Origin of the sequence: Marinilabilia rubra (assembly GCF_003121985.1) — a bacterium.
In the GTDB taxonomy this organism is placed as follows: Bacteria; Bacteroidota; Bacteroidia; order Bacteroidales; family Marinilabiliaceae; genus Marinilabilia; species Marinilabilia rubra.
On record NZ_QEWP01000025.1, the window covers coordinates 26,285 to 48,497 of the forward strand.

General features: G+C 40.4%; 15 protein-coding genes and 1 riboswitch. Of the genes, 5 read left to right on the forward strand and 10 right to left on the reverse strand.

From position 1 onward, the window contains the following. Positions 1-186 precede the first annotated feature (186 nt). Positions 187-792: a Fic/DOC family protein gene (locus tag DDZ16_RS18910; protein WP_109266050.1), complete on the forward strand. Its 606-nt coding sequence runs from the start codon at positions 187-189 to the stop codon at positions 790-792. Here the strand turns inward: DDZ16_RS18910 and DDZ16_RS20800 are convergent. Continuing rightward, complete coding sequence (locus DDZ16_RS20800) at positions 773-949, reverse strand: hypothetical protein (RefSeq protein WP_158275713.1); 177 nt, start codon at positions 947-949, stop codon at positions 773-775. The two genes, DDZ16_RS18910 and DDZ16_RS20800, sit on opposite strands and share 20 nt — an antisense overlap. Before the next feature lie 233 nt (positions 950-1,182). On the opposite strand from DDZ16_RS20800, the gene DDZ16_RS18915 reads away from it, so the two are divergent. Together DDZ16_RS18915 and rocD are read left to right on the forward strand one after the other, a co-directional pair. After that, complete coding sequence (locus tag DDZ16_RS18915) at positions 1,183-3,597, forward strand: TonB-dependent receptor (RefSeq protein ID WP_109266051.1); 2,415 nt, start codon at positions 1,183-1,185, stop codon at positions 3,595-3,597. A 185-nt stretch (positions 3,598-3,782) separates the two neighbouring features. Continuing rightward, positions 3,783-5,006, forward strand: coding sequence for an ornithine--oxo-acid transaminase (gene rocD / locus DDZ16_RS18920; RefSeq protein WP_109266052.1), 1,224 nt, complete (start codon positions 3,783-3,785; stop codon positions 5,004-5,006). A gap of 441 nt (positions 5,007-5,447) precedes the next feature. Here the strand turns inward: rocD and htpG are convergent, their stop codons facing one another. The 5 genes from htpG to DDZ16_RS18945 form a co-directional block, all read right to left on the reverse strand. After that, positions 5,448-7,502, reverse strand: coding sequence for a molecular chaperone HtpG (htpG, locus tag DDZ16_RS18925; RefSeq protein ID WP_109266053.1), 2,055 nt, complete (start codon positions 7,500-7,502; stop codon positions 5,448-5,450). 98 nt (positions 7,503-7,600) lie between these two features. Continuing rightward, positions 7,601-8,641 carry an ABC transporter ATP-binding protein gene (locus tag DDZ16_RS18930; protein WP_109266054.1) on the reverse strand — a complete coding sequence of 347 codons (1,041 nt, stop codon included), beginning with the start codon at positions 8,639-8,641 and terminating at the stop codon, positions 7,601-7,603. A gap of 106 nt (positions 8,642-8,747) precedes the next feature. Next, positions 8,748-9,818 (reverse strand): iron ABC transporter permease, encoded by a 1,071-nt coding sequence (locus DDZ16_RS18935; protein ID WP_109266055.1) that lies wholly within the window; start codon positions 9,816-9,818, stop codon positions 8,748-8,750. Between the two features lie 3 nt (positions 9,819-9,821). After that, the gene (locus DDZ16_RS18940; RefSeq protein WP_109266056.1) at positions 9,822-10,973 is read right to left on the reverse strand and encodes an ABC transporter substrate-binding protein; all 1,152 of its coding nucleotides are present in this window, start codon (positions 10,971-10,973) and stop codon (positions 9,822-9,824) included. A 29-nt stretch (positions 10,974-11,002) separates the two neighbouring features. Beyond that, positions 11,003-11,237, reverse strand: a riboswitch (cobalamin riboswitch). 31 nt (positions 11,238-11,268) lie between these two features. Next, a complete protein-coding gene (locus DDZ16_RS18945) occupies positions 11,269-12,486 on the reverse strand; it encodes a hypothetical protein (protein WP_109266057.1) in 1,218 nt (405 codons plus the stop codon). Between the two features lie 98 nt (positions 12,487-12,584). Here DDZ16_RS18945 and DDZ16_RS18950 point away from each other — a divergent pair, with 98 nt between their 5' ends. Continuing rightward, a complete protein-coding gene (locus DDZ16_RS18950; RefSeq protein WP_109266058.1) occupies positions 12,585-12,797 on the forward strand; it encodes a DUF6132 family protein in 213 nt (70 codons plus the stop codon). Positions 12,798-12,883: 86 nt separating this feature from the next. Here DDZ16_RS18950 and tdh read toward each other — a convergent pair whose 3' ends face one another. After that, positions 12,884-13,915: an L-threonine 3-dehydrogenase gene (gene tdh / locus DDZ16_RS18955; protein WP_232526819.1), complete on the reverse strand. Its 1,032-nt coding sequence runs from the start codon at positions 13,913-13,915 to the stop codon at positions 12,884-12,886. Between the two features lie 168 nt (positions 13,916-14,083). After that, entirely contained in the window at positions 14,084-16,183 is a 2,100-nt protein-coding gene (gene ppk1, locus DDZ16_RS18960; RefSeq protein ID WP_109266059.1) for a polyphosphate kinase 1, read from the reverse strand. A gap of 234 nt (positions 16,184-16,417) precedes the next feature. Between ppk1 and DDZ16_RS18965 the strand changes: the two genes are divergently transcribed. Then, complete coding sequence (locus DDZ16_RS18965) at positions 16,418-17,095, forward strand: FAD-binding oxidoreductase (RefSeq protein WP_109266065.1); 678 nt, start codon at positions 16,418-16,420, stop codon at positions 17,093-17,095. Positions 17,096-17,322: 227 nt separating this feature from the next. On the opposite strand, the gene purL is transcribed toward DDZ16_RS18965, so the two are convergent. Then, on the reverse strand, positions 17,323-21,003 hold the full coding sequence (purL, locus tag DDZ16_RS18970) for a phosphoribosylformylglycinamidine synthase (protein WP_109266060.1): 3,681 nt from the start codon (positions 21,001-21,003) through the stop codon (positions 17,323-17,325). 94 nt (positions 21,004-21,097) lie between these two features. Further along, a complete protein-coding gene (locus tag DDZ16_RS18975; protein ID WP_232526820.1) occupies positions 21,098-22,096 on the reverse strand; it encodes an NADP-dependent oxidoreductase in 999 nt (332 codons plus the stop codon). Positions 22,097-22,213 lie beyond the last annotated feature (117 nt).

Here is a 22,213-nt window from a genome sequence, read left to right on the forward strand (position 1 = left end):
GCTTTACTTAAATAGTGCCTGCAAGAAAACCCTCTTTTTTTCGAAAGCTTTGATAAGAAAACTTCGAGAACAAAGCTTGCGAGTTTTAATTGTCAGTAGTTTACTTCTGTAAATGACTGGCAAGTAAGATGAGCGTAACGCAGTTATCGGAGTTTTCTTGCAAAGACCATAAAAGATCTAACCAGCATGAAAAAAGAAAAATACGATAAATACTATGTTCCGGAGGAAGAGGATAAGGATGTTATATTACACAACAAAAAAGGCATCACTGACCCTAGGCAACTTCACCAACTGGAATTCTCAGGGTTTCTTAAAACCCAGTTTCGGCTATTGGAGGAATTAACCGATACCACAAGGTTTAATGTTGCTTATATTTTAAAAATTCATCGTCTGGCTTTGTCTCATATTTATGATTTTGCCGGCAAGTTACGACATGTTAACATGGCCAAAGGAGGTTTTATGTTTCCAACTGCCAGATTTCTCCCACAAATAATGGACGACTTTGAAGAAAGATTTCTTTCTCCTTTGCCTCTATCCTATAATTCTGATGATGATTTAATAAAAGACATTGCCAAGATACATGCTGAATTGCTTTACATACACCCTTTTCGGGAAGGAAATGGACGGACAGCTAGGGTTTTAGCCAACTTAATGGCAGCCAGGCAAGGCCATGATTTTTTGGATTTTAACAAAATCATGGAAAACAATTTTGAAGCTTACATCAAGGGTGTTCAAGCTGCAGCAAACGAGAACTATGTTCAAATGGAAAAAATTATTCGACTCGTATTTTGATTTCTTCCCGGAAATCAGCAATCAGTTTTCTTAGTTCTTCTTCTGAAAAAACAATTCCTTCAATAGCAAAGGATTCCACCACTGAATCTACAACTTTTGAGACTCTGTCATCAGTATCCAAAAAGTTGTTATTGGTTTCAATTACTTTCTTTTCCATTCTTCAAATTTACAAAAAAAGATTGAAAAAAACCAATTTCCAGGCTTTCAAAGAACCCATTTAAACATCAATATTTCAGCTGTTTGACAAACTCACAATCTTAAATAGAGAGAGGATAAATATAGCCATATTCTCTACATAAATCTAATCGGTTTCATGCCAATATTTTGTTTATTTTTGCGTTGTTCGTAATACCCTTAAAAAGCCATTTAATTAATCGACCGTATAAGTTTATGCAGCTAAAACCTATTCTTCTTTCCATATTTATTCTGCTCCTCAGTACTATCAAGGGTTACGGCCAGGATAATTTCAATATTAAGGGACAGATTTTGTCGGAAGCAGGAGATCCCGTAGAATTGGTCAATATCATTGTTGCAGGTAGATCTTTGGGTACCACATCGGATGAAAACGGGGAATTTCAAATCCTGGTCACCCCCCCCTTTCCTGTTTTGCTGCAATTCTCGCACATTGAATACATCCCTAATGAAACATCTGTCACCCCTTCTGAACTTCAAGAAAGCACCTTGAAAGTTACCTTGAAAGCACGGGTACGGGAGGTAAAGGAAGTAGAAGTAAAAGTTGATGCAGGAGACGATCAAACAGTTCAAAAAATCACACCTGATTTATCAACCAAATTACCGTCACCTGCGGGATACGCCATCGAAGGACTGGTGCGCTCGCAAATGGGTGTATCATCCAATAATGAGTTGAGCACCCAATATCGTGTGCGTGGAGGAAACTTTGATGAAAATCTGGTTTACCTGAACGGATTTGAAGTGCATCGCCCACAATTGGTTCGAAGCGGCCAGCAGGAAGGATTGAGCATAGTGAACCCCGACCTGGTAAAATCTGTATACTTTTCATCCGGTGGTTTTGGGGTTAGTTACGGTGATAAAATGAGTTCCGTTTTGGATGTAAACTATAAAACACCAGATTCTACGGCAGCAAGTGCCAACATCAACTTACTGGGTATGAGTGCTCATGCAGAAGGCACATTAAAAAAAGGCAAAGTCACCTGGCTTACAGGAATTCGCCATAAAACCAACCGTTATCTGCTTGGATCTTTAGACACAAAAGGAGATTATAATCCTTCCTTTATAGATGCGCAAGCCTTTGTCACGTACCATATCAACTCAAAGTTTTCAATAGAGGGCTTGGGGTACTATGCACTCAACCACTACCAATTTAAACCTTCCGATCGGGAAACCGATTTTGGAACTATGAGTGATGTTAAACGACTGAAAATCTATTTTGCGGGTCAGGAAAATGACCGGTTTAAAACAGGTATGGGCGCCGTTAAACTGAACCTCACTCCTTCTAAAGATCATAAATATAAATTACAGGCCAGCCATTACCGGGCACTTGAAGAAGAAGCATTTGACATTGCAGGAGCATACTGGCTTCAGGAAATAGCGGGGTTAAACGGAGAAGAATCAGCCACAAACATCGGAGTTGGAGAATACCTTCAACATGCCAGAAATGACCTGTTGGCAACCGTCACTTCAATTTCCTTAAAAGGAGACCATGTATTCAGTAAAAACAACGCACTCAACTGGGGAGTAGATCTTAAAAGCGAAAATTTTAAAGATCGAATAAATGAATGGGAACTGATTGATTCGGCTGGTTATTCCATTCCCCGGAATCCAGAACTGGAACTCAGCTACAGCCGCAATGCAGAAATTGAAATGCAAACGCAACACATAAAAGCATATGCAGCTCATCAGACAACCTTTTCACCAGAATGGGGAAAAATACGCCTCAATTATGGCAGCCGCTTTATTTATTCCGATAGAGAAGAAAAGCTCCACATTACGCCCAGATTTCAGGTAACCCTACTACCTTTTGCAACCCCCAATACGAGATTCCGGCTCAGTGGCGGATGGTATTATCAGCCTCCCTTCTATAAAGAATATCGTCCACCAAAATCGGGTGAGGTTAATACTCTTACTGCTCAAAAATCCAGACAAATACTGGGGGGATTGGACCATTACTTTTCCATTTTCGACCGCCCTTTTAAATTCTCCACAGAAATTTATTACAAACACATGTTTGACCTGACACCCTACAAGGTAGACAATGTGCGCATTCAATACACCGGAAAAAATGAGGCAAAAGGCTATGCGGCAGGTATTGATTTCAAACTTCACGGTGAATTTGTTCCGGGCACAGAATCCTGGGCGACGTTATCTCTCCTGAAAACTGAAGAGGATCTGGAAAGCGACACCTGGGAAAAGCCGGGCGAGCCTGGATACATACCAAGGCCTTCAGATCAGAGAGTTAACTTCTCCCTTTTCTTTCAGGATTACTTTCCCAATAATCCAACCTTTAAAGTACATCTAAGCCTTTTCTATGGCTCGGGTTTGCCGTTTGGTCCTCCCCGGTCACCCCGCTATTTGGCCACTTATCGAATGTCTCCTTACCGCAGGGTGGACATTGGATTCTCTAAAGACCTGATGCCCTGGCTCAGAAGAAATACGCAACAAAAAATCATCAAAGACTTCTGGGTTGGTCTGGAGATTTTCAATTTGTTTGACATCAGCAATACCATTTCGTATTACTGGGTCAGTGATGTAGAAGACAGGCAATATGCAGTTCCCAATTATCTCACCGGAAGACGGATAAACCTCTCTCTCAACATGGCCTTTTAATTTGTAAGCGCGGTTACAAATTATTCACATCAAAAATCTGATCACACACTGACTATTATACAAGTAGAAAACTAACAATTTAACATCCTCACTGATAAATTTCAGCTTTTTAGTGGCACAGAATTCCTTATTTTAGTGACCAGTGAGCAATCAAAAAAATCTACATTATTAAAAAGTCTGCGTTTATGAAAACACCAATGAGCACAAACGATTACATCGCACGCGAATCAAAATATGGCGCCCATAATTACCATCCTCTTCCAGTTGTATTGGAGCATGGAGAAGGAATTTTTGTGTGGGATGTAGAAGGGAAAAGATATTTCGATTTCCTGTCTGCATATTCTGCCGTTAACCAGGGCCATTGCCATCCAAGAATCACTAAAGCACTTAATGAACAGGCCTCAAAACTCACACTAACCTCCCGGGCATTTTACAACAATGTATTGGGCGAATTTGAAGAATATATAACCAGGTATTTCGGTTACGACAAAGTCCTGATGATGAACACAGGTGCGGAAGCGGACGAAACAGCTCTTAAGCTTTGCCGTAAATGGGGCTACGATAAGAAAGGTATTCCTGAAAATCAAGCAAAAATAATAGTTTGTGAAGGTAATTTCCATGGGCGTACAATCACCATCGTAAGCATGTCGACAGACCCGGACAGTTATAAAGGTTACGGACCATACACACCCGGATTCGTCACAATCCCATACAACGATACTAAAGCATTGGAACGAGAACTAAAGGATCCAAATGTGGCAGGTTTCCTGGTAGAACCCATTCAAGGTGAAGCCGGCGTTTATGTGCCCGATGACGGTTTTTTAAAGCAAGCATATGAAATGTGTAAAGCCAGCAATGTTTTATTTATTGCCGATGAAGTTCAAACTGGGGTTGCGCGCACAGGGAAAATGCTTGCATGTGATCATGAGTGTGTTCGGGCCGATGTTCTGATTCTCGGAAAAGCCATCTCGGGAGGTGTTTATCCGGTATCAGCGGTATTAGCTGATGATGACATAATGCTGGTTATCAAACCCGGCGAACATGGATCTACCTACGGGGGCAATCCCGTGGCCTGCAAAGTAGCCATGGAAGCTCTTCAGGTCATTAAAGATGAAGAACTGGAAGAAAATGCTGAAAGGCTGGGTAAGATCTTCAGGGAAGAAATGAAAAAAATCGATTCAGAAATGGTGGATTTGGTAAGAGGCAAAGGCCTTTTGAATGCCATTGTCATCAAACCTAAAGATGGGAAGGAAGCATGGGATGTGTGTGTTGCCATGAAAGAAAATGGCTTAATTGCCAAGCCAACTCATCAGCACATTATCCGTTTTGCTCCCCCCCTCGTTATCAATGAAGAGGAACTAAGAGAGGCAATAGAGATCATCAAAAAGACCATACTTGAAATGGATTAGTTGGAACAAAAAAAAAAGGGAAGATCAGGCAACTTGCAATTCACCTGACCTTCCCTTTAAGTTCATGGTATGGACTTTATGAAAGAGTCTCCCCCAATGCTTCTTTTGACCACTCCTGAAAGCAAATCCACATTAGCTCAATTTTTATTCAGTCCCGGCTGTTTTCTCATCATTCCGGGAAGAGCCATGCATTGTAATGTCAAGTCAAGCCTAATCTGACAGCCCAAGCCTTACTTTTTCTAACCTGTGCCTCTCAAAAAAAAGACTCCCGTAGCTACGGCTATGCTTACTTTTTTGTTGATTTTCACAAGGAGAAAATAGCGGCAGCCTACCTGACATTCTTCACTTAACTCGAAACCAGGAATCTTTCAAATTCCTGGCAAAAAAAAAGGGGTAACTCCCTAAGAAATTACCCCTCTTAACAAATATATCAGTACCTGATTATATCAGATCAATACTTCTTTTTACAAAACGATTGAGAGCTTCACCTTTCAACATATTATTGGAAAGTAATGCGAGATCAATAAGCTGAGAAACCAGTTTATTTTTGGAAGCAAATCCCTGAAGAGCTTCATCCTTTTTACCGCGCAATTCGGTAACTTTCTTTTCTACATCTTCAAGTTCCTCTTTTTCTGCCTGAGGTACTTCTTCCTCTTTCTTGTCTTCCTTAGATTTTTCCAGTTCGCTTTTACGACTTTCCAAACTTTCCATTTTACCGCGCAAACTGCTCACGCTTTCTCCTACTGCCTCTTCGCAATCTTTTACAACACGCTGAATCAATTCATGGTTTCCGTTAACAACCAAATTGTAGCTGTCGGGCATTTCACCATAGAAAGCCATTGGTCCGCCACCATTTTGACTCATCTCTTTCATACGACGCATAAACTCCTGCTGTGTAATCATAACAGGCTTATCATCGGCTGCAAGCGCTTCAAAGGAAACTACGAAGTTAGCTTTCTCCATATTGGGAACCTGAGAGCTGAAGATGGTTGTCAGATTGTCTTTTTCTGCCTCAGTAAGCTTTAACTCGGTTTGTTCCTCTTTTGGGATAAGTTTTTCAGGCACATCGCTGTCAACACGTACAAAGCGGGCACCTTCAAACTTCTGCTCCAAATGGTTTATGTAATGGGTATCCAATTGACCATCCATCAGCAACACATCATAACCTTTGTTTTTAGCTGCCTCAATGAAGGAGAACTGATCCTGAGCATCGGTAGCATAAAGATATACAAGCTGATTGTCTTTATCAGTCTGACTATCCTTAATGATATTCTTGTACTCGTCGAAAGTAAAGAATTTGCCATCGGTGTTTTTCAGAAGAGCGAATTTCTGAGCACGATCGTAAAATTTCTCATCGGTCAACATACCGTATTCAATGAAAATTTTCAGATCATCCCATTTGTTTTCAAAAGACTGACGCTCTGTTTTGAAAATCTCATCCAGCCGGTCAGCAACCTTTTTGGTAATGTGGCTGGAAATTTTCTTAACGTTTGAATCACTCTGAAGATAAGAACGCGACACGTTCAAGGGAATATCGGGAGAGTCAATAACACCGTGAAGCAATGTCAGGAATTCAGGAACGATTCCTTCTACCGAATCAGTAACATAAACCTGGTTACAGTAGAGCTGAATCTTGTTGCGCTGAACCTCAATATTGTTTTTAATCTTTGGGAAATAAAGAATTCCTGTCAGATTAAAAGGATAATCCACATTCAGGTGAATGTTAAACAATGGATCCTCGGCCATTGGATAAAGATCACGGTAAAACTTATTGTAATCTTCATCCTTCAGGTTTGAAGGAGCCTGTGTCCATAACGGATTGGTATCATTGATGATATTCTCTTCATCAGTTTCAACCTCTTTTCCGTCTTTCCACTCGGTTTTCTTACCAAATGCCACAGGAACAGGGAGGAATCCACAATATTTCTTCAACAGGCGATTGATCTCATCCTTGCTGACAAAGTTTTTGTTTTCGTCGTCAATATAAAGAACGATATCTGTTCCTCTCTCCTTCTTGTCGATTTCTTCAATAGTATACTCAGGACTTCCGTCGCATTCCCATTTTACCGCCTGAGAACCTTCTTTATGTGAAAGCGTATGGATTTCCACTTTTTCGGAAACCATAAAAGAAGAATAGAATCCCATCCCAAAATGCCCGATAATGGCATTGGCATCATTCTTATATTTTTCCAGGAATTCATTAGCACCGGAAAAAGCCACCTGATTGATATACTTCTCAATCTCATCAGCTGTCATACCGATTCCACGATCAGAGATAGTGATGGTATTTTTCTCTTCGTCTACTGAAACACGGATAGTGGTATCGCCTACTTCTCCTTTGTAGTCGCCAATACGGGCCAGAGTATTCAGTTTTTGAGTAGCATCCACAGCGTTGGAAATCAACTCACGCAGGAAGATCTCATGATCTGAGTAGAGATATTTTTTAATAATCGGAAAGATGTTCTCGGTACTAATACCAATTTTCCCTTTTTGCATAGCTATTTTTGTTTAAATTGATTATACAGAATTTCCATCCCGGAAAAAACAAAGGCTGTGCCAAAGGGACAGGACTGACAGATAGACAGCCGTACGTACTAATCTGTCAGAAAAGTAGCTTCTTCATGATCCAATTGTGCCAGCAAGTCTTCGATGGTGCGTAATTTATGAGTTTTTCCCGAAGGACCTGTGAGCAAGTATTGCCGTTGTCCATCAGATTTGATTTCCACCTGAAAACCACTAAATGGTTCATCCGAGGCAGCAAAACCACGACGCGCCAGGGCTCTGCTGACCCATTTGTATTCAACACCGGTACCCACAATGCGAATGGTCTTTACTTTTTGTTTCTCAATGGTAAACTGTCCGGTATCATTATCAAATAAAATTCCCTCCCGTTCAAAGAAATGCCTGAACTCATTGGTAAGTACCAGGTCTTCTGGTGTACCTGTTTCCATATCACGCCCTTCAGCCAAAAGCCAGACTTTATCAGCCATTTGGAGCGCTAAATCAAGATCATGAGTGGATAATAAAATGCCTTTATTTCGTTCATGAGCCAGTTTCCGAAGTAGGTGCATAATTTCAATACGGCTGGGTAAATCAAGGAAGGCCGTAGGTTCATCAAGCATGATAAGGGGAGTTTCCTGAACGAGCGCCTTGGCAATCATGGCTTTTTGACGCTCCCCGTCACTCATATTGGTGACCAATCGATCTTCAAACCCCTCAAGGCCAACAGCTTTAATACTCTCTACCACCAATTGATGGTCACTGCTTTTCAACCGGCCAAAAAAACCAGTATAAGGAGTACGTCCCAGTGAAACGAGATCTAAAACAGTCATATTCGACACAGCAATCCGTTCAGTAAGAACAACACTTGAAAGAAATGACATCTCACGATTAGAAATAGTGTCGATTAATCTGCCATCGATAAAAACTTCTCCTCCCAAAGCAGGATTAAAGCCACAAAGGGTTTGTAAAAGAGTTGATTTGCCGGAACCATTTGGACCTAAAAGACATGCAAATTCTCCGGCTCCCAGTTTTACATTAATATTGGAATGAAGTACCTTGATTCCCTGACGGGCATTATTGTACCCAATCGAAAGAGATTGTGTTGATATTAATGATTGACCTTTAGGTTCCATACTGACTAGATGGTTAGATATTAGTATATGAGCCAATAGACATGGTGATTAGTATAAATTTTGTTTCAGGGCTTCTATTTTAAAACGAACAATTTCACATTCTAATTCAGACACCGGGAGTTCTCAAATTTCGTCCTTTCAATATTACTGAAATCACTACAGGCGCACCAATCATGCTGGTTACTGCATTAATAGGTAAAGCTCCGTCAAATCCGGGGAGACGAGCAATCAAATTGGAAAAAAGTGCTACTGTCATCCCTGCAAAGACAACAGCCGGCAATAAGACCTTATGATCGGAGGTGCGAAACAGTCCCTTCGTTAAATGAGGTACTGCTAAGCCCAAAAATGCAATGGGCCCGCAAAAGGCTGTTATAGTTGCGGTTAATAGACCGGTACATAATATAATCAACAATCTGGAAAGTGAAATGTTAATTCCCAAATTGCCGGCATACTGCTCTCCCAAAAGCATTACGTTCAATGGCTTTACCAGGAAAAAAGAACCAAATAACCCAAGCACAACAATCGGGAAAAGCACCCACATTTGCGACCAGCTAACCGTTGAAAAACTTCCCAGCCCCCATATTACGTAAGCATGAACATCTTCCTTCATACTGTAAAATTTCAATATCCCCACTAAGGCAGAGGCAGCATAGCCAACCATAATGCCGACAATGAGAAGCATGGCATTATCTTTTAAATGCCGGGACAAAAACAAAACCAGTGTCAATATCAACGAAGCCCCAGCAAAAGCAGCGAGCGCAACAGATAAATGGCCCGTCCAGCCTAAATGACTCAAAGCAACGCCTCCTATTTTGCCGGCCAGTAACAATACCAAAGCCACGCCCAGGCCCGCTCCCGAACTAATTCCCAAAATGGATGGGCCGGCAAGAGGATTTCTGAACAAAGTTTGCATCTGAAGTCCACCAACCGCTAATCCGGCACCAGCCAATATTGCTGTAACCGTCTGTGGTAAACGACTCTTCAGTACAATTAATCTCCAACTCTCCTCCGTTGATCCATTACCCAAAAGAATTTTAACCACCTCATTGATCGGAATATTAACAGATCCAAAAATTAAATTGAGCAGAAATAAGGCAATGGACAGAATAATTAATCCGGAAATTAAAAAAAAAGTCAGTTGCCGCCCTTTAAGAAAATATATATAAGGCTTCCGCATCAATTATTCGTTTAAAAATTCAAAATATACTGCTTCATAATTGGGGTATAGATTGGGATGCAGAGAAGCTGCCAAATCCTTTAAAACAACATCTGGTTCGATAATCCCTTTTTCATAAAACAGAGAGTGATGGGTATTACTAAATATGATCTTGCCATCTTTAAAGGCATGGAAATCACCATAACGTTCATCCATTTGCAGAAGATCATCCCTGGTAAACTGTCCGGCATGATTAACAGTGAAAATCCAATAATCACTGTCATGAAAATCATTAAAAACCGTTTCAAAGTCTAATCCCAAAGACCCGGTTCCTTCCCTGTCAGAGTATTCATAGGACGTTCCGGCATCATTAAAGAGACGAGCCATGTAACTCTCTCCGGCCGGCATATACCATATAGCATTAAAAAGTGTGCCGGTTACAACCGTAGGTCTGATATTTGTTTCTGATACTTTGCCGGTAATCGAATTATATCTTTCAGATATTTCTTTAAATATGGAGACTGCTTCTTTTTCTTTGTCAAAAAAAGCACTGAAAAACACAAGCCATTCTGCTCTGCCCAAAGGACTTGTCTCAAGATAACTGGCATCATTGATTAGTAAAAGTCCCGCATCCGCAAGATGGCTGTATCGGTTATCTTTAAAGGGAGACACGAAGATAAACTGAGGTGAAACTTCCAATAAGACTTCAACATCCGCTGCATTAGCCATTCCAACATTCCTAACCTCATCCTTTTTAAGGCGTTCCTGAATATAAGAATTGGAAATATATTGAGGCTCAGCAACACTTTTCAATGTTTCAAGCATCCCGATTTTCTCGGCAAAAACAACTTGCGTGGATGAAAATGCCGCCCAATTGGTTACAGGGAATTCGATGAAAGGAATTTGCGAGTTTCTGAATTTTTCAGGAGTCGTTTCATCTCCCACCACAAATAGAGAACCTGCCCGTGTAGAATCCCAGGGGTCATAAACTTCAATTAACTTATTATCACCAAAATATGAAATTGAGAAACCTTTGGCATAAAAAGGAGTGTAAACCGAATCCGGTTCTTGATTTCCAAAAAGATTTTTTACCGGATCTTGTTTTTTATCTGAATTGCAAGCGGATAAAACAATTATTACAAGGGCCAACACCCACAAGAAAGTTCTTTGTACCATCACTTTTTCTCCCGAAAGCTTTTATTGGTTAAATATTTCTTGATCAGGCAGGTCTTCTGGCTCTCCCAAACTGTAACGCCTTCCCGTCTTTTTCAATGATCAATAACCAATTAACAATTATCAGTAGGTTAAATAACTGATATTCTAATTGACAGTGGCGTGAATGTTACAGTAATAAAAATGGGATTACAGCTGCGGGTACAGCTCCGGAATTTAACCGGATTCCCTGTTAGGCACAACAGCACCTGTATCAATGCTTGCAAAATTACATTAATTCAAGACAAATGCAATACAATTAGCGATTCCTCAGTTCAACATTTTCAATCAAGACCCATTTTCCCTTCTTAAACTCCAGAGCATCGTATGAAAAATCAGGTCCGTAATAACTTCTGTCACCTTCATACATAGGCTCCATAGGTGCAAGATGATCCAATACGATAAGCTCTTCTCTTTCATCGAAGCGCAACATCATATTAGCCTGATTGCTGTATTCATAAACCAGTCTTCTTTTGGTGCGGCCATTTATTTCAAATATAGAACCGCCGAACTTAGGTGTTCCTCGTTTGGAAAAACTTAAGACGTCCACTATTCTTAACTTCGAAAAAGCATCATTTCCATTATGGCCCAAAAGTGTGTAGTACATATCGCCTTTATACTTTTGAGAAACCATCTGATAGTAGACTGCTCCAAACCATTTGGAAGTGTTCAAAACAGCATATTCAGGAGTAGAAATATCCTTGCGCCTGTCTTTGAGTTGAAAAACGTTTACCATTCCACCATCTTCATTCTTCACTGCCAAAACTCCATAAAAGAAGTGCTCTCCCATTCTTTCTTCCACATTCCAGGTCACAATTTTCACTCGCTGATCGGATGAAATTAATGTGGATAATCCTTCCAGACCTGAAAAATCATTTCCGAATAATTCTGAATTGGAAAGTAAGGCAGAAACTCTGTTTTCCAATGAATCAGAAACCTCGAAAGCAACCTTCCCGCCCCTCTGCTCAGACAAACGCCTGACTAAAAGAGCGGTTTTAATATCAGGTATATTGAAGAGTAATTCTTTGCCATGCTTTATTTCTACTGATGCTATGTCAGAATCAGTCACATCCATATTATTCAAAACAATCTGGGCATGCTCCTGGTCAATATCAATAGTCGACTCCTTAACCAATGCCCGGGCATTGCCATTAGCCGTGGAACAAAGACAGTAATAAATTCGATCGGGACGGTATTCGAAAGAAACATACGCGGCGAGCAGCGAAAAACCTCCATTGGTATCAATTCTTTGCCATTCGGGCAACTCCTCAAGATGGTCTATAAATGCTTCATTGTGCTGAAGTTCCTGCTCCAGATAATTAAGGAATGAAACGGATCTAAAATCCTTTTCATTATCATCTGCGTTAATAAAACGGTTCCAGACATCTTGCAATTTTTGAAATTCTTTGCTTTGCCCTTTAAGAGAACCAAAAGTTATTGATAACAGAATAATAATAAAATACACCGTCCTGACCATAAGAGACTATTTTAAATATCTATATTTTTAAATATATTTGTAAAATCAAAATATAAGAAAACAGCAAAATTTCTTATTATTTTTTGTTTACAAATAGCATGCAAAAGAAAATAATAAAAATGGAAAACAAAGAAAATAAAAAAATACCAAGGTGGGCGCGTATTGCGATTGGAATAGTTGCGGGAGCTCTTTTGGGTTATGGTTATTATTATTTTATAGGATGTAACGGGGGTACCTGCCCGATTACCAGCAACCCGTGGAACAGCACATTCGGTGGAATGGCGTTGGGAGTCCTTTGGACAGTAAAATAAAACCTTTGAGGATAAGGTTGAGATTGAGGTTGAGAAATTCGATACTTAAACTCAACCTTAACCTCGACCTTAATCTATAAATTTATTCAATCCCAATTTAAGATAACTTTCCCGCAATTACCCTCTTCCATTATTTCAAATCCTTTTTGAAAGTCATCAACATGGAAACGATGGGTAATCATAGGCGACAAATCGAGTCCTGACATCAGCATTTGCTCCATATGATACCAGGTTTCGAACATTTCACGACCATATATACCTTTTAACATCAATCCTTTAAAAATAATGGTATTCCAGTCGACTACGGTGGAAGGAGGCAAAATTCCCAACAGCGAAATTTTACCCGAGTTATACATATTGGCAAGCAATTGATTGAAAGCAGCGGGAGCTCCCGAACACTCCAATCCGATATCAAAACCAATCATCCCCAACTCATTAGTAACATCCTCAAGGTTTTCTTTTTGGGGGTTAACAACGCGATCGGCTCCCATTTTTCGGGCAAGATCGGCACGGTATTCATTCATTTCAGTAGCTACGACATACCTTGCCCCTGCAAATTTTGCAATTGACACACACATACTCCCAATTAACCCGGCCCCGGTCACCAATACGTCTTCTCCAATAAGGGGAAAAGAAAGAGCAGTATGGGTGGCATTCCCGAAAGGATCCATAATGGAAACAATCTCATCAGGAATTTTGGAATTAATTTTCATAACGTTATTAGATGGAACTTTGACATACTCAGCAAAGGCCCCATCAATATTTACTCCAATTCCAACCGTTTTTTCGCAAATATGCTGGCGTCCGCGTCGGCAGTTTCGACAATGTCCGCAAGCGATATGACCTTCTCCGGTAACCCGGTCCCCCTCTTTAACATTGGTCACTTCTGACCCCACAGCCGCAACATATCCCACATATTCGTGTCCAATGGTCATTGGCGTTTTTATGGTTTTCTGTGCCCAATCATCCCACTTGTAGATATGTAAATCGGTGCCGCAAATAGAAGTCTTTGTGACATTAATAATAACATCGTTATGACCGGGTTCTGGAATTGGAACTTCTTTCATCCAAATGCCTTTTTCAGGTTTGGCCTTTACAAGAGCTTTCATTGTTTCCATACAGTTGATAGTTTTATCCTGACCGATGATAAAATCAGATTTATAACCTATAAAAAAATTGACAGATCATTAAAAAAGGAAAGGGGCCCAAATACAATCTTGCTTGGAATCCCCCTTAACTTTTAGTACAAAGTTACAATGAGCATCTTCTGTAAAAAACAACAATCATCAGGTTTTGGAAGCCGTTTCTTCAATTTTTTCAATATCCGGTTCAAGATGTTGGTTTATATTGCTCAGGTATTTGTAAAATTCAATTTGCGAACGAAAAGGTTTCTCTCCGTCAACAGGCTTATTAAGATGATTATTTAATTCATTATCAAGAATTCTTGCTGCACTGGTATCGTTCCACTGAATTTTAAACATGTCTCTTAATTGCTTTTTAAGTGACTTGTCATAAATAGGGCAAGCCACTTCAACCCGCCTGTCCATGTTACGTGACATAAGATCGGCTGATGCAATATAAATTCGCTCTCTTTCCCCTTTTCCTATCACATAAAAGCGACTATGTTCGAGAAACCGATCAATAAGACCAATGGAAGGTATAGGTTCTGAGTTTTTATCAAAATCAGGCATCAGACTAAACATTCCTCTCACATTCAGCCTTACATCCACTCCTGCCCTTTTGGCCTGATAAAGCTTCCTGATGGTACGGTAATCGGCAAGGTTGTTTACCTTAATCCAAAGCCGGGCCTCGCCACCTTCCTTTGCAATACGTATTTCTTTATTGATAAGCTCATTGAATTTCTTTCTCAGATAAAACGGGGATACCCATAAATGACTGTAACGGGCAATCCGATAGTTCTTATCAAAGAACTCAAAAACAGCAGCAACCTCACGGGCAATGCCATCGTGTGCTGTCATCAACAAGTGATCACTAAAGACTTTTGCTGAATCTTCATTGAAATTACCGGTTCCTACACATGCATATGTTTTATAGTGGCTTCCCTCCTTTCGGACAACCGAACAAAGTTTGGAGTGAACTTTAAGCCCCTTAACGCCATATATCACCTTAACTCCGGCGTCCTGAAGTTTATTGGCCCATTTAATATTATGAAGTTCATCAAATCTTGCCTGAAGTTCCAACACCACAGTTACCTTTTTCCCATTGCGCGCAGCATTGACAAGAGCATCCATAACATTAGAGTGCTTGGCCACACGATAAATGGTTATTTTTATATCACTTACCAAAGGATCTATACTTGCCTCCCTTAAAAAATCAATAAAATGCAGAAAGGAATGGTACGGGAAATGCAAAAGAATATCTCTTTCATGTAAAACCGGAAAAACAGACTGACCATTTGGGTAGGATTCGTGACGAATAGGTGGCAAAGGATTGTACACCATGTCAGTTCCTCCTATTTTGGGAAAATCCATAAAGTCTTTGAAGTTATGATATCTTCCTCCCTGAATAATGGCATCATCCCTGGTAAAATGAAGCTTTCGCAACAGAATCTCCAAAAGATCTTCGGGCATCTCCTTGTCAAATACAAAACGAACCGGCGGAGCATCTTTTCTTCGTTCCAGACTTTGCGCAATAGCACTAACATAACTTTCCGAAATGTCATCGTCTATATCCAGCTCTGCATCACGGGTGAGTTTAAAAGTGTAGGCACCTATCTCATCAAATTCAAACATGTAGAAAATGTCTTTTAACTCGTAACGAATAACATCGTCGAGCAAAAGCATGCAAGTAGAACGTTCACTTGAAGGCACAATAAAAAAACGCCCTAACGCATCCACCGGAACCTCTACTAATGCATAAACAGATTTTCCGGTATCTTTTTTTCTCAATATTACACCAAGATAAATGGCATCATCTTTCAAATCAGGTAACGGTCGTCTTTTTGAAATTATGATAGGCATTAATTTTGGACGGACTTTATGCTCAAAAACCCTTCTTACATATTCTCCCTGCTTTTCGTTCAGAGATTTTTCATCCAGCATATAGACATTGTGAGCTTCCAGTTCTTTTATGATCTGCTCATAAATCCGTCCAAATTCAATTCCCTGCTTTCTAACGAGACGATTGACTTCCTTAAGTGTTTTTCTTGGTGAGGTGCCATCAAATTCAGTGTCTTTACCCAACTGAACAAGTCGCTTTAGCAAAGCCACACGCACCCTGAAATATTCATCCAGATTATTGGAGTAAATACCCAGAAACTTAATCCGCTCAATCAGAGGCACCTCCTTTTTTGATGCCTCTTGCAGTAAACGTTCGTTAAAGAAGAGCCAACTTAATTCTTTAGACCTGTATTTGGAGTATATCATTTCTGAAACTTAAAGATTATGCATTAACAAAACTAAAATTTATACAATTTGTTGACGTTTTCCAAATATTAATTTTTCAAAAAAGATCTCTCCTTTGTCTGTTTTCCTAACATTTTATTGGGATACAGCATCATGCATCTTTCTTACATGGTCTTTTCGGATTTTTTTATCCGCTTTCTTGAACCATTCTTCCTTCAAGCGGTTTCCTTAAAAATCAAATCAAAAACAAAAACTATGGAAGTATCAGAAGCCAATAAAATATCTACAAAGCTTCATGAGATCGTCGATATGCTTCACCTAAACGATTCCACTTTTATTGTCAGACTGGAAAAGAACGGGGTTAATTTCAAAGCGGGACAGCACATTAATGTGGGCCCCGCTAACAGCATTCATACAAGAGAATATTCGGTTTACAGTGGAGAAAATGATGAATATCTTGACATTCTTGTAAAAGAAGTTACCGATGGTTTTATATCCCCTGTTCTAAAAAAGCAAAAGCCGGGAAATATGCTAATTGTTGAAGAACCCGTTGGTTACTTTTCATTACCTCAAAATATAAAACCAGACCAAAAACTATTATTAATAGCCAGTGGAACAGGTATTTCCCCCTTCCACAGTTTTATAAAAACTACTCCCAACCTCAACTATAAATTGATCCATGGAGTAAGAAATTTATCAGAAAGATACGATTTTGACTTTTACGAACCATCAAGGTATATTGCTTGCACTTCACGTCAAAAAAGCGATGAATCCTATTTTGGCCGTGTAACGCACTACCTTGAAGAGAACCCTGTAAGTCCGGAAACACAGTGTTACCTTTGTGGGAACTCCGGCATGATTCATGATACTTATGACATCCTTGAAAACCAAGGGATTGCCTCAGAAAACATTCATGCTGAAGTTTATTTTTAGCGCCCAACGAAATAGGTTCCTGCCAGAAAGGGTTTTGGATTCCTTACCAATCAATAGATCGTTAGATTTTTAGATACCTGCCTCCTCACGGCAGTCAGGAAAGATTTAAGATTAGAGACGCACGGCCGAGCATCTTTACAACCTCCCTTTAGGAGAAACGGAACCGTGCGTCTTCAAACTTGTTATAGAAAATCCATTACCGGACGTCTTCTTCCTTTAATTACATTTTACTTCTTCTCTTCGATCCACTTCCTGGCGTTTACAAAAGCTTCCATCCATGGGGTCACCTGATCAGATTTTCTGTCTTCAGGATAATATGCCCATTGCCATGGAAAAACAGCCCGCTCCAGGTGAGGCATCATTGCCAGATGACGACCATCTTTAGAGCAGATAGCAGCAGCATTATAGTCACTCCCATTAGGATTGGCCGGATAAACGTCATAACCATATTTGCCGGGGATCTGATAAGCACTTTCTTCCATAGGCAAATTGAATTTCCCTTCACCATGTGCAATCCAGACTCCAATCTGAGAGCCAGCTAACGACTTGAGCATAACAGAATCATTTTCCAGAACATGCATGGTCACAAAGTTTGATTCAAATTTATGGGAATCATTGTGAAGCATTTTGGCTTTTTTATTGTGTTCGGGATTGACAAGATCCAGATTAACCATCAACTGACATCCATTACAGATTCCAAGGCTCATCGTATCGGGACGGGCATAGAAATTATCCAAAGCTTTTTTTGCTTTTTCGTTGTACAAGAAAGCACCAGCCCACCCTTTGGCAGACCCCAAAACATCAGAATTTGAGAATCCACCTACAAATACTATAAAATCAATCTCTTCCAAGGTTTCACGCCCTGATATAAGGTCAGTCATATGGACATCCTTAACAGCAAATCCGGCTTTGTAAAGCGAAAAAGCCATTTCACGGTCTCCATTGACTCCTTTCTCTCGTATAATGGCAGCTCTGGCAGTTCTCTTTGGGTTCTCAATATCCAGGGATTTTTCAGTGCCTGAAAAATTATTTGGAAACTTAAACTCAAGAGGTTGTGATTTATAGTTTTCAAAGCGCTCTTTGGCTTTCTCTGCTCCACTCTGATCACGATCCAGCAAGTATGAAGTGCGGTACCAAACATCACGCAGGTGATCAATATCAAAACTAAAGGTTTTGGCTTCCGTTTTAACGGTTACATTTCTGTTCTGTGAGGGTTTACCAATTACACTAAATTGAATTCCGGCATCATCCAGAATTTTTGACACTGTCGCCAATTCAGCCACCTGAATCACAACTGAAGGATTCTCGCTGAAAAGCAGCTTGACAGGATCTTTCTCTTCCATCTCCGAAAGATCGGCATCAACTCCAAATTCTTTGTTGGCAAAACACATTTCAAGTAAGGCAGTCACTAATCCTCCGGCAGAAACATCATGACCGGCAAGAACAAGGTCTTCCCTGATCAGTTTTTGAATGGCTTCAAAACCATTTTTAAAATATTCTGAATCAGTTACTGTTGGAGCTTCATTGCCAAGCTTGTTAATAACTTGAGCAAAACTGCTACCACCAAGCTTCAAGCTGTCAAAAGAAAGATCAATGTGCAGCAAGTGAGTATTTACATCCTTTTTAAGTAAAGGTGTTACAATCTTTTTAACATCCTCTGTTTCCCCGGCTGCGCTGATGATAACGGTCCCCGGGGATACCACTGATTCCCCGTCGGGATATTTCTGGGTCATGGACAAAGAATCCTTTCCGGTAGGGATGTTCATTCCCAGATCACAGACAAAGTCACTTACAGCCTCTGCTGCTTCATATAAACGAGCATCTTCTCCTTTATTCCGACAAGGCCACATCCAGTTAGCACTCAAGCTAATACCCTTAATGCCATGTGTTAATGGCGCCCAAACAATATTGGTTAACGATTCGGCCACTGAAATAACAGAACCTGCAGCAGCATCAACAAGAGCTACTCCGGGAGCATGACCAATGGAAGTAGCCATTCCTTTTGTGCCGGTATAATCAATGGAAGTAGCTCCCAGGTTGCTCAAAGGCAACTGCATTTCTCCAATACACTGTTGACGGGCTACTTTTCCTGTCACAGAGCGATCCACTTTATTGGTCAGCCAGTCTTTACAACCTACAGATTCCAATTGTAAAACAGACTCAAGATATTTCTCAACCTGATCAACCGAATATTCTATTTCCTCAAACTTATTATTAACAGTTTCATCATTCATGACAGTCTTTGGCGGATTACCAAACATATCTGCCAATTGAAGATCGATAGGCGCATTGCCCTTGTCATCTTCAAACTTAAACTGCATATCACCGGTGGTTTCACCAACCACATACATTGGAGACCTTTCACGGTCAGCAGCCTTTTTGAGGTTCTCAACATCCTTCTCGTGCATAACCAGTCCCATACGTTCCTGGCTCTCATTACCAACAATTTCTCGTGCAGATAAAGTGGGGTCTCCAACAGGTAACTTATCCAGATGAATGGTTCCGCCGGTTTCTTCAACCAACTCAGACAAACAGTTAAGATGCCCTCCGGCTCCATGATCATGAATAGAAACAATTGGGTTTTCATCCCCTTCAACCATGGCACGGATAGCATTCATGGCACGTTTCTGCATTTCGGGGTTGGAGCGCTGAACAGCATTCAATTCAATGGCATTGGCATATTCTCCGGTAGCCACCGAAGATACAGCTCCTCCCCCCATTCCAATCCGGTAATTATCACCACCAAGTACAACCACCTGATCGCCTTTATCAGGTGTGGATTTCAAACTATGCTCTTTTTTGGCGAAACCAATACCTCCTGCAAGCATAATAACTTTATCGAAAGCAAACTTGTGGAAATGTTCGAAATGCTCAAAGGTAAGTACAGAACCACAAATAAGCGGTTGCCCAAATTTGTTGCCGAAATCACTGGCTCCGTTCGATGCTTTTATGAGTATTTGTTCAGGAGTTTGATAAAGCCATGGTCGGGCTTTAAACTTTTCCTCCCATTCGCGTCCTCTTTCCAGACGACTGTAACTGGTCATATAAACAGCGGTTCCGGCAAGGGGCAAACTTCCTTGCCCACCCCCCAGTCGGTCACGGATTTCACCTCCCGAACCCGTCGCAGCACCATTAAAAGGCTCAACAGTAGTTGGAAAGTTATGCGTTTCTGCTTTCAGTGATAGTACGGTATTAATGTCCTTCTCTTCAAAAAAATCAGCGGTATCCTGACGCTTTGGAGCAAACTGTTTGGCAACAGGACCTTCAATAAAAGCAACGTTATCTTTGTAAGCCGAAACCAAATAATTAGGATTGACCTTTGAGGTCTTTTTAATCAACTGAAAAAGAGAACTATCTTTCTCCTCACCATCAATAATGAAGGTGCCGTTAAATATTTTATGTCGACAATGCTCCGAATTAACCTGGGAGAAACCAAATACTTCACTATCGGTCAATTTTCGTCCAAGCCTGATGCTCAATTCATTGAGATATTGAATTTCTTCAGCATTAAGAGCGAGACCTTCTTTTTGATTGTAAGCCTCTATATCCTCAATATACACGATTGGATCGGGCTCTTTATTAATGTGAAAAATCTCCTGATCAAGCCCCTTATAAAGTACCTGAAGCATAGGATCGAATTCGGCATCTTCATCATCGGTACAAAAAAACTCTTCGATGCGCTCAATGCCTTTGATCCCCATATTTTGGGTGATTTCAACAGCATTTGTACTCCAGGGGGTGATCATCTCCTGACGTGGCCCAACAAAAAAGCCATCAAGTTTTGGTTCATCCGCCAAACGAGCACCTTCAAAAAGCCAGTTTAATTTTTCCAAATCAGGTTGAGAAAGGGGGGCTTTACTACCAACAGCCAATATTTGGCGGTTATCCCCCTGAAAGAAAAGGACCATGTGATTTCAGTTTTATGCAGTTTGTACTTTGAAGCTGCAAAATTAACACATTTGGGGGAAATATCGCAGTAAATTGTCCTCAAGGAAGAACAACTTAAACTTTGACCACCATTTTCCCTTTATTCTTACCATCAAAAAGATCTATAAACGCTTGTGGTATATTGTCAAATCCTTCAACAACGGTTTCGGTATAATTCAGCTTTTTCTCTTTTAGCCATTGTGACAACTGACCGATGGCTTCCGGGAATTGAGAAGCATAATCCATAACAATAAAACCCTGCATCAGAGCCCGTTTTTGAATCAAAAAAGGTTGAACACTAATACTGTGAGGCATCTCAGTGGCATTGTATAATGAGATAGCACCACAATTAACAATCCGTGCAAAGTTATTGATGTTAAACATTACGGCATCTGAAACAGAGCCACCCACATTATCAAAGTAAACATCAACTCCTTTGGGACAAGCATCAGCAATGGCTTTGGTTATATCCTGTGTGGTTTTATAATTAATGGTTTCATCAAAACCAAAGTCCTGCTTTAGCATTTCATTTTTCTCATCAGAGCCGGCAATACCAACAACATGTAAACCCAAAATTTTTCCAATTTGACCAACGATACTCCCAACAGCGCCTGCAGCACCGGAAACAACAAGTGTTTCATCCTTTTTAGGTTTACCGATATTCATTAACCCTAAATAAGCCGTTAAACCAGTCATTCCCAGCACACCCAGATATGCTGAGAGCGGTGCTTGATCAGGATCTACCCTCATCAGATCTTTGCCATCGGAAATCTGTTCTTTTTTCCAGTCCAACAAACCAGTTACAATATCCCCTTCACTGAAGTTCTTGTTCTCAGAACCTAAAACTTCTGCCACAATAGCTGACTCAATTGGGTGGTTTAACTCAAATGACGGAATATATGAATCAGCATCTGTCATTCTGCCTCGCAAATAGGGATCCACTGATACGTACATGGTTTTCAAAAGCATTTCACCTTCCGAAAGCTGTTTTTCAGATTCGGCTGAAACAATTTTAAAATCTTCAGGTTTGGGCTTGCCCACAGGGCGACTGTTTAATAGAATCGTTTTATTCATGTGAATCAAGGGTTGAAAGCATAGTTTAAAAAAGCAGCAGATAAACGACCAAAGGCATGAACTATCAATCCTTTTGTCGACCGAACCTTGCTAGCCCTTTGTATATCTGTTTTTTCG